Raw genomic sequence first — 8,105 nt, 5'->3', positions numbered from 1 at the left:
GTTCCTGGTCTTGTATGCGGGGGGTGTGGGTCTGCTCATGCCCTCCAGCTACCATACTGGATTCACAAGATGAATCCCTCACAGGATTTGTGCAACAGAGCCAGGCAAATGCCTCCGGCCTGCCGGTTCACACCATGAAAACCACCGAAGCCGCTGCCTGTCTCGGCGCAGCCATTCTGGCGGGTGTCGGTGCCGGAATATGGAGATCCGTCGAAGAGACGGCAACGCGATTGGCTGAATATGACCTGGAATATAGCCCGGACACATCGCATCGGGCGCTCTATGAGAGAATGCTTTCCGACTACAAGCTGCTGATGACGGAAGCCTCACCGTTGTTCAGGAAGCTCGCGGCGGCATGATCCACCGTTCCGACAGGCAAGGGAATCTATCCCTTGCCTGTCCCTCATTGCGCGCGCAGCCGGCCTGGAAACGGTCTTGCTGCAGCATGCGTGGCCTGCTGCCGAATGTGCAGGTCAAGGGCAAAGACCTGAACACCCGGCAGGAGCCGGAAAAGATCTCTCATAATTTTCAATGCCCTGCCAGAGCAGTCAGGTTGGGAAAGGTCATTTCACGCTTCGCAGAACAGCGCATCTGCCAGCCGGGCCGCAAAACCGCATCTGGCGAAATCGCGTCAAAGGTGTAGCCTTGTGCTTGCAGCAAGGAGCCGATGCGCATGTCCCGAAAGACAGCCCGCTATGTGATCGTTCCCGACGACAACGTCTTCAACGACAGCATGGAGACCACCAGCTTCCAGCTGTTTCGCGCCATGCACCGGCGGCTGTTCCGCGCCTCCGGGGCAAGGCCCGCGGACAGCATGGTGCAGGGCGCCTGCGAAGGCTCGGCGCCGGCGACAAGGCCACGCCTGCGGATGCTGGAGACCGAGGTCGGCCGCATCCGGCTGCTCGATTCCATCGGCGAGAACGAGGCCTCGCTGGTCAGCATGACCCCCGAACAGGCGCGCGAATTGCAGCGCGCCTATCCCGGCCTGCGCGTGCGGCGCGAATTGCGGCTTTACCCGCTGCGCTACGGCCGGCTCAACATCATCCGCAAGGAGGCCAAGCCCGCCGCCTTCCGCTCGGCCAAGGCGCTTGAGCTGCGCTGCGTCGATGCGGCCAGCGGCAAGCCGGTCGCCGGGGCCTCGGTGGTGGTGGTGCTGGACAGGCGGCGTAGCTTCGGCATCTCGGATGCAGTGACGGACAAGGACGGGCGGTTCCGCACGCCCCTGCCCGCCGGCCAGACCCGGATCGACGCGGTGATCTGCCAGCCGCTGGCCGGATACTGGCCCGGCGGTACCGAGGACATCCCCGTCAAGGCAGAGGGCGTGACGGAGTTGGAACTGCCGCTGGTGCCCATCGCGGCGGATTTCCCGGACGGGCTGGAGCGGATGCTGGCGCCGGCGAAAAAGGCCGACGGGCGCGGCGTCCGCGTCGCCATCGTGGACACCGGCGTCGATCCCGCCAGAGGGCTGAACCTTGAGCGCGGGCTGAACACCACCGGGACCGAGCCCGCCGACGAATGGTTCGACAACGGCACCGGCCACGGCACCCATGTCGCCGGCATCGTGGCGCGGGTCGCGCCCGACGTGGTGCTGCATTCCTATCGCGTCTTCGAAAAGGGCGCGGGCGGGGCCAGCGAATTTGCCATCGCCCGCGCCATCCGCCAGGCGGTCGAGGACGGCTGCGACATCGTCAACCTGAGCCTGGGCCAATCCTCGGAGCCCATCGCGATCTCGCGCGAGGTTCGCCGCGCCCGCGCCCTGGGCGTGGTCTGCGTCGCGGCGGCGGGCAACGACTACATGTCGCCCGTCTCGTATCCGGCGCGCTCGGGCGTGGTGGCGGCGGTCTCGGCCGGGGGCGTGCTGGACGCCTGGCCAAAGGGCGCGATCACCGGACGAAATGTCGCAGCCGACCCGGCCCCCGTCCAGGACCGCTTTTTCGCCCGATTCAGCAATATCGGACCGGAAGTGGACTTTATCGGACCGGGGGTCGGTATTATATCTTGGGTCGACAAGACCTCGAAAGGGGTGATGGACGGCACCTCGATGGCCTGTCCCGCCGTGGCCGGGCTGATGGCGCGATTGCTGTCCCGCACCCCCGAAATCCTTTCGGCAGAGCGCAACCAGCAGCGCTCTGACGATATTATCAAGCTGGCGAACAGCCATGCTGTTCCGATCGGTTTCGGCCCCCGCTACGAAGGTGCCGGCCTGATCGACCAGAAATGACGGCGCAGAGGTATGACCATGAAGGCCGAACGCAAGAAGACCCCGAGCTGCATGCTCGTCTATTCCGATGACCGCGACCCCAGCCGCGAGGAAACCGCCGAGGTGCTGGACCAGCTGAAGCCGTTTCCCGCCGAGGAGGTCGTGCCGGGCACGATCCGGGTCAAGGGCAGCGTGCAGGACGTGCGCAAATGCCTGGGCGATCTTGCGCATTGGCGATTGGCGCAGGAAAGGATCTTCCGGCTCAATCCCCCGCACAAGGCACAGCTGCGCTGATGCGGCGCGGCTTCGGCCCGCCCGCCGGGCCGGACCCGCTGCGGGTGGCCGAGACGCCGCTGCCGCTGGAAAGCTATGGCGACCGGCAGGGCTATGACCCCCGCTTCATCCTGCCCGACCAGCCCCTGCCCCTGCCCGGACCGGGCCGCTGGGCGGACGATCTGGTGGACCTGGTTCCCGAGGCGCGCGATCCCGGCGGGGACGGGACCGAGATCCGCTATACCCATTTTTCGGTCCGCATGTCGCGTTCGCGCGGCCTGCCGCTTTACAGCGCCTGCAACATCGACGGCAGCCGGTCCCGGCGCGGCCTGCCGCGCAGCGACGTCTGGCGGCGCGATCCGCGCATCGACCCGCAGGTGCAGAACCTGCGCGAAGGCTATGGCCAAGACCACCAGGGCCTGTTCAGCCGCGGCCACCTGACCCGGCGCGAGGATCCGAACTGGGGTGCGCCCGAGATCGCGCGGCAGGCCGATGCCGACACCTTCCACATCACCAATGCCGCCCCGCAGCGCCAGGGCTTCAACGGCGGCATCTGGCTGGCACTCGAGGATTACGTGCTGGACAATGCCGACCGCGCCAACCTGAAGGTGACGGTGATCACCGGCCCCATGCTCTCGGCCGGGGATCCGGTCTATTACAACCGCCAGATCCCCACCGCCTTCTGGAAGATCCTGGCCTTCGTCCATGACGAAACCGGCGAGCTTACGACCATCGGCTATCGCCGTTCGCAGATGGACTACCTGCCCCGGCCGGCGGGCGGGCGCTTCGTCTTCGGCGATTTCCGCGACAGCCAGGTGCCGATCCGCGCCATCGCGCAGGAAAGCGGGCTGGAGCTTGCCGCCTATGCCGCGCTGGACGTGATGGCCGGTGCTTCGCCCGAGATGGAAGTCGCTGTCGCCCGCGCCACCGATTTCTACCTGTCGCGCTGATCCGCCGCTTCCGCCCCGACCGGAAAGCCCTGGGCCAGGATGCGCTCGGCCAGGACGGCGGGGATGGCGCCGGGGGTGCGGCCGCGCTCGGCGCCCAGGCGGGTGCGCACGAAAGCCCCGGCCAGGTCGGCATCGCCCTGGAGCAGCAGCACGGCACCGGCCAGCAGCAGGGCGCTGCGCTCGGTGAACCAGCGCGCCTCGGCCTCGGGCACGCCGCCGCCCCAGCACTCGCGATGCGCGGCCAGCGCCGCGTCAAAGGCCGGGTCCAACCCCCGCGCGCCATCCAGCCGCGCCGCCAGCACCTCGGCCGCCAGCGGCTCGCGCGCCAGCGTGCGCAGCACGTCAAGGCAGATGACGTTGCCCGATCCCTCCCAGATGCCGTTCAGCGGTGCCTCGCGATACAGCAGCGGCAGGGGCGTGTCCTCGACATAGCCCATGCCGCCCAGCACCTCCATCGCCTCGGCCACGACCATGGGGCACAGCTTGTTCGACAGGTATTTCGCCAGCGCCACGCCGATGCGGGCGAAGGCGCGATCCTCGGCCGCCTGGCCGTCGAAGCTGGCGGCGACATGCAGGCCAAGCGCCAGGCAGCCCAGCCAGTCCAGCACCAGATCGGCCAGCACCGAGCGCATCAGCGGCTGGTCGATCAGCCGGCGCTGGAAGGCGCTGCGCTGCGCGCTCCAGTGATGCGCCTCGCGCAGCGCCGCCCGCATCAGCCCGGCCGGCGCCATGGCGGTGTCGAGCCGGGTGTGATGCACCATGGCAAGGATGGTGCGGATGCCGGCGCCCTCCTCGCCGATCCGCCAGGCCAGGGCGCGCTGGTATTCGATCTCGGCCGAGCCGTTCGAGCGGTTGCCGAGCTTGTCCTTGAGCCGCTGGATGCGGATGGCGTTGCGCCCGCCCTCCAGCCAGCGCGGCGCCAGAAAGCAGGTCAGCCCGCGCCCGGTCTGCGCCAGGGTCAGGAACCCGTCCGACATCGGCGCCGAGCAGAACCATTTATGCCCGGTCAGCCGCCAGGCGCCCCCGTCCGGCTCGGCCCGCGTGGTATTGGCGCGCAGGTCCGAGCCGCCCTGCTTTTCCGTCATCGCCATGCCCAGCGTCGCGCCCTGCTTGGCGGAAAGCGGCAGCACCGCCGGGTCGTAGCGCCGCGAGAGCAGCGCCGCCCGCCAGTCGCCCGGCAGATCGCCGGCGCCCGAAACGACCGGGATGGCGGCATAGGTCATGGTCAGCGGGCAGCAATGCCCCGGCTCGACCTGGCTGGCCAGATAGACCATGGCGGCATGGGTCAGGTGACCGGCCGGCCGGCCCTCCCAGGCGACCGAATGATAGCCGGCGGCGATGGAATCGCGCATGAAACGGTGCCAGGCGGGGTGAAAGCGCAGCTCGTCCAGCCGCCTGCCGCCGCTGTCGAACAGCACAAGCTCGGGCGGGTGGCGGTTGGCATCGCGCGCCGCCCCCGCCATCTCGGCCCGGCCCAAAAGCGCGCCGTAACGGGCCGGCCCCTCGGCCTGCCCGCCGCCGGCCTCCAGCATGGCGCGCAGGGCCGGATCGTCGCGCCACAGGTCGCGGTCGCCGGGCGCGGCCGGCTGGTTCAGCACCTCATGCGTGCCCAGATCCGCCGTCGGATCGATATGCATGGCCAGGCCCTCCTGCTGCCGCCTGCCGGGCGATCCTAACCCGGAAGGCCACCGCGCCGCGAGTCCCGACGGGGAAACGGGCGGCCCGCGCGAAGCGCATGGAAAACCGCGGCCGCCCGCATCGGGGCAGCCGCGGCATCAGGCATGGTTCGGGCCGGCGGTCAGGCGCGTTCGGGGACGGGCAGGTCGAGCCAGTCCTTGTAGAAGGTCTCGATATCCGGCTCGAAGTCGTGGATCACCGGATACCAGGGCGTCGGCGCCTCGACATCCAGCAGATCGCCGGAAAGCGGGCAGAAATATTCGCGGATCACCTGCCATTCCGGCGAGGGCGCCATCAGGCGGGGATAAAGCTCCTCCATCCTTTCGGCGGTCTCGCGCACACGGATGCGGGCGTGCAGCTTCCAGTTCTGGTCCCATTCGCAGAAATCATGGCCGGCCTGGCTGCGGATCATCCATTTCCGGTCCGACTGGCGCTGCACGATGTAAAGCTTGGGCCCCAGCGGCAGGATGATCGGGTCGTCCCAGTCCACCTGTTCCTGCAGGATCTCCAGGTAGATCTGGAAGCGTTCGCGGTCCTTGGGCGTGGACAGCATGGTGTGCAGCGTGTCGCGGTCGATCTTGCCGTCCACCAGGTCTTTGATCTTGGCTTTGGTATAGGCCATCTTTTCCTCCATTGGATGGGCCTGAAAGAACGGCTGCGCCCGAGGGGGACGGGCGCAGCCCCGGGCGTCATTCCTCGACGAATTGCACGGTCCGGACGTCCGGCAGTTCCGAGATGTCCATCGAGTATTCGCGCCCGTAGGACGGGATCGGCAGGTCGGCCTCCATCAGCTTCCAGTCCGCCGGCAGGTTCCAGAAGCTGCGGAACTGCTGCTCGAAGCGCGGGCCCAGCTTGAAGGAGGCGGCATACATCTGCTGGACATGCACGCCGGCCTCCTTGGCCAGGATGCGCTGGCGCTCGCCCGCCATCCATTCCTGCGTCGGCACCGATTCCTCCAGCCGCTGCTTGCGGATGGCGCGGCGCCGGGCCTCGGTCGCGGCGGCGTCCACGCCCTTCATGCCGTCGCCGGCACCCTTCAGCACCACGCCATAGACGCTGTCGGCAAAGCGGGGCAGCAGATAGCCGCCGTTCACGTCGTCGGCCACCTTCTGCGGCTCGCGGTCCAGGGGATCGCCGAAGCCCGGCCCGCCGCGCATGTAGTTCAGATAGAGGTCGTAATCCTTGAACATCGCCTCGGTGGTGATGGCCTGCTTGTCGCGCTTGATCCGCGCATCGGGCAGCATCGCCTCCCAGCTCGGGTTCTCGGGGTCGGTGTCGCCGCCATGCGGGATGGCGCCGCCCGCGGCGATGATCTCCTGAAGCCGGGTGTCATGCGCCTCGAAGCGATAGCCCGAGGCCGCCGGATAGCCGCCCATCAGCCCCCAGTCCGAGCTGATATGACCGTTGCCCATGAAGAACATCGTCCAGTCCTTGGCGTTCCAGACCATGCGCAGGCTTTCGAAGCCGCAGCCGCCGCGATACTTGCCGGCGCCGCCGGAGCTGGCCTTGATCTGCCGGCCCAGATAGACCAGCGGCTCGGCCAGTTCCCAGATCTCCATGTCGCCCATGTCGCCTTCGGGGTTCCAGACCGCGGCGGCATGGCTGATGCCGTCCATATGCGCGCTGGCGCCCACGCCGTTCGCGGCGCATTCGAACGAGTTCACGGCATGGATCTCGTCATACTGGTTGAAGCCGCCGCCCTGCAGCCAGTTCGAGGTATTGGCGTTGCCGGCGTTCACCTCTTCCAGGTAGCCGCGGCCGAAATAGGCGCGGCTGAGACCCCGCCACAGCGCCGTCCAGGAGCTGACCAGGAAGTGCCAGGAATAGCTGAAGGCGACGCGCCGGTCGTCCGGGTTCATCCAGGTGCCCTTGGGCAGGCGGAACTCGGTCCCGTAGGCGGCGCCGTCGTTGATCATCTCGGTCGGGATCAGCGATTGCGTCATCATCACCCAGATGCCGCTGGTGAAGCTGACCTGATGGGCGTTGTAGGTGTGCCAGCCCCAGCGGCTTGATCCCTCGAAATCCAGCCGCCAGGTGCCGTCGCCGCGGATGGTGATTTCCGACGGGGTATGCATGATCGTGTCGACCTTGGCGAAGTCGGAGGGCACCCGCACGTCGTCATGCGCATAGGGCACGTCCACGAATCCGACCTGGCGATACTTGCCGGGGATGGTCATCGCCTTGATGCGGGCCTGTAGGCCGATACGGCCGTGTTCGACCGATTCATAGGCGAATTTCCAATAGGCCTCGATGCCCTCGTCGGCGATCACCTCCTGCACCAGGTCGCGGATCATGTGGCAGCCGGCGACGCGGGTGCGCTCGTCCAGCATCCAGTAGCGGGTGGTGCGCACCATGCGCTGGCTTTCATGCAGCCAGTCGCGCTTCAGCTCGTCGTTCTCGCCGATCTTGCGGCAGGTGATGGAATAGCCGTCGCCGAAACGCTGCACCTGGCCCGTGGACATCGAGCCGGGGCCGACCGAGCCGGTGTCGATCACATGGGTCACGCCGCCGACCCAACCGATCAGCTCGCCCTCGTGAAAGATCGGCACGATGGTGTGGATGTCGCAGGGATGGACATTGCCGATCAGGCTGTCGTTGTTGCAGAAGATGTCCTTGTCGCGGATGCCGGGGTTATGCTCCCAGCCGTTCTCGATCATGTATTTGATCGCCGCGCCCATGGTGCCGACATGGATGATGATGCCGGTCGAGGTCAGGATCGAATCGCCCGCCGCGTTGTAGAGGGTGAAGCACAGCTCGCCCTCCTGCTCGACGATGGGCGAGGCGGCGATCTTCTTGGCGGTTTCGCGGGCATCCACGACGCCGGCGCGCAGACGGGAAAACAGCTTGTTGTATTTGATCGGGTCGCTGTCGCGCAGTTCCAGCCGGTCGAGGCCGGCGTAATGTTTCGTCCGCTTGGTGGCCTCCATCAGCCGGTCGCGATGCTGCTTCAGCGTCTCGCCGCCGCGGACGATGCCGCGCGTCTCGACTTTGGATTGCATGTTCAT

Annotated in this window: 8 protein-coding genes; 5 read left to right on the top strand and 3 right to left on the bottom strand. The window is 67.4% G+C overall.

Translation table 11 applies throughout. From position 1 onward, the window contains the following. The 5 genes from ACDP63_RS08415 to ACDP63_RS08395 all read left to right on the top strand — a co-directional run. Positions 1-359: hypothetical protein (locus tag ACDP63_RS08415; RefSeq protein WP_409927897.1), on the top strand; the 359-nt coding region annotated here is incomplete at its 5' end. Next, on the top strand, positions 356-643 hold the full coding sequence (locus ACDP63_RS08410) for a hypothetical protein (RefSeq protein WP_143091258.1): 288 nt from the start codon (positions 356-358) through the stop codon (positions 641-643). The genes ACDP63_RS08415 and ACDP63_RS08410, both read left to right, overlap by 4 nt. A 30-nt stretch (positions 644-673) precedes the next feature. Further along, complete coding sequence (locus tag ACDP63_RS08405; protein WP_231493200.1) at positions 674-2,221, top strand: S8 family serine peptidase; 1,548 nt, start codon at positions 674-676, stop codon at positions 2,219-2,221. Between the two features lie 18 nt (positions 2,222-2,239). Beyond that, positions 2,240-2,494, top strand: a complete 255-nt coding sequence (locus ACDP63_RS08400) for a hypothetical protein (protein ID WP_143091259.1) — start codon at positions 2,240-2,242, stop codon at positions 2,492-2,494. Further along, positions 2,494-3,423 carry a DNA/RNA non-specific endonuclease gene (locus ACDP63_RS08395; protein WP_024845002.1) on the top strand — a complete coding sequence of 310 codons (930 nt, stop codon included), beginning with the start codon at positions 2,494-2,496 and terminating at the stop codon, positions 3,421-3,423. Before ACDP63_RS08400 ends, ACDP63_RS08395 begins: the two co-directional genes overlap by 1 nt. On the opposite strand, the gene ACDP63_RS08390 is transcribed toward ACDP63_RS08395, so the two are convergent. From ACDP63_RS08390 to ACDP63_RS08380, 3 genes are all read right to left on the bottom strand, one after another. Beyond that, positions 3,408-5,060, bottom strand: a complete 1,653-nt coding sequence (locus tag ACDP63_RS08390) for an acyl-CoA dehydrogenase family protein (protein WP_024845001.1) — start codon at positions 5,058-5,060, stop codon at positions 3,408-3,410. The genes ACDP63_RS08395 and ACDP63_RS08390 overlap by 16 nt on opposite strands. Positions 5,061-5,221: 161 nt before the next feature. Next, a complete protein-coding gene (locus tag ACDP63_RS08385; RefSeq protein ID WP_024845000.1) occupies positions 5,222-5,722 on the bottom strand; it encodes an acetone carboxylase subunit gamma in 501 nt (166 codons plus the stop codon). Positions 5,723-5,789: 67 nt separating this feature from the next. Then, positions 5,790-8,105, bottom strand: coding sequence for a hydantoinase B/oxoprolinase family protein (locus ACDP63_RS08380; RefSeq protein WP_028710107.1), 2,316 nt, complete (start codon positions 8,103-8,105; stop codon positions 5,790-5,792).

It is taken from the genome of Paracoccus sp. P2, assembly GCF_046335115.1.
GTDB classification, from domain to species: Bacteria; Pseudomonadota; Alphaproteobacteria; order Rhodobacterales; family Rhodobacteraceae; genus Paracoccus; species Paracoccus pantotrophus.
Note: the sequence above shows the minus strand (reverse complement) of the source record. Positions and strands in the feature narration are given on the sequence as shown.

Excerpts from the sequence above, each read along its gene's own strand:
- ACDP63_RS08385 (WP_024845000.1), bottom strand. The coding sequence starts at position 5,722 with ATGGCCTATACCAAAGCCAAGATCAAAGACCTGGTGGACGGCAAGATC.
- ACDP63_RS08395 (WP_024845002.1), top strand. The coding sequence starts at position 2,494 with ATGCGGCGCGGCTTCGGCCCGCCCGCCGGGCCGGACCCGCTGCGGGTG.
- ACDP63_RS08410 (WP_143091258.1), top strand. The coding sequence starts at position 356 with ATGATCCACCGTTCCGACAGGCAAGGGAATCTATCCCTTGCCTGTCCC.
- ACDP63_RS08380 (WP_028710107.1), bottom strand. The coding sequence starts at position 8,105 with ATGAACATGCAATCCAAAGTCGAGACGCGCGGCATCGTCCGCGGCGGC.
- ACDP63_RS08390 (WP_024845001.1), bottom strand. The coding sequence starts at position 5,060 with ATGCATATCGATCCGACGGCGGATCTGGGCACGCATGAGGTGCTGAAC.
- ACDP63_RS08405 (WP_231493200.1), top strand. The coding sequence starts at position 674 with ATGTCCCGAAAGACAGCCCGCTATGTGATCGTTCCCGACGACAACGTC.
- ACDP63_RS08400 (WP_143091259.1), top strand. The coding sequence starts at position 2,240 with ATGAAGGCCGAACGCAAGAAGACCCCGAGCTGCATGCTCGTCTATTCC.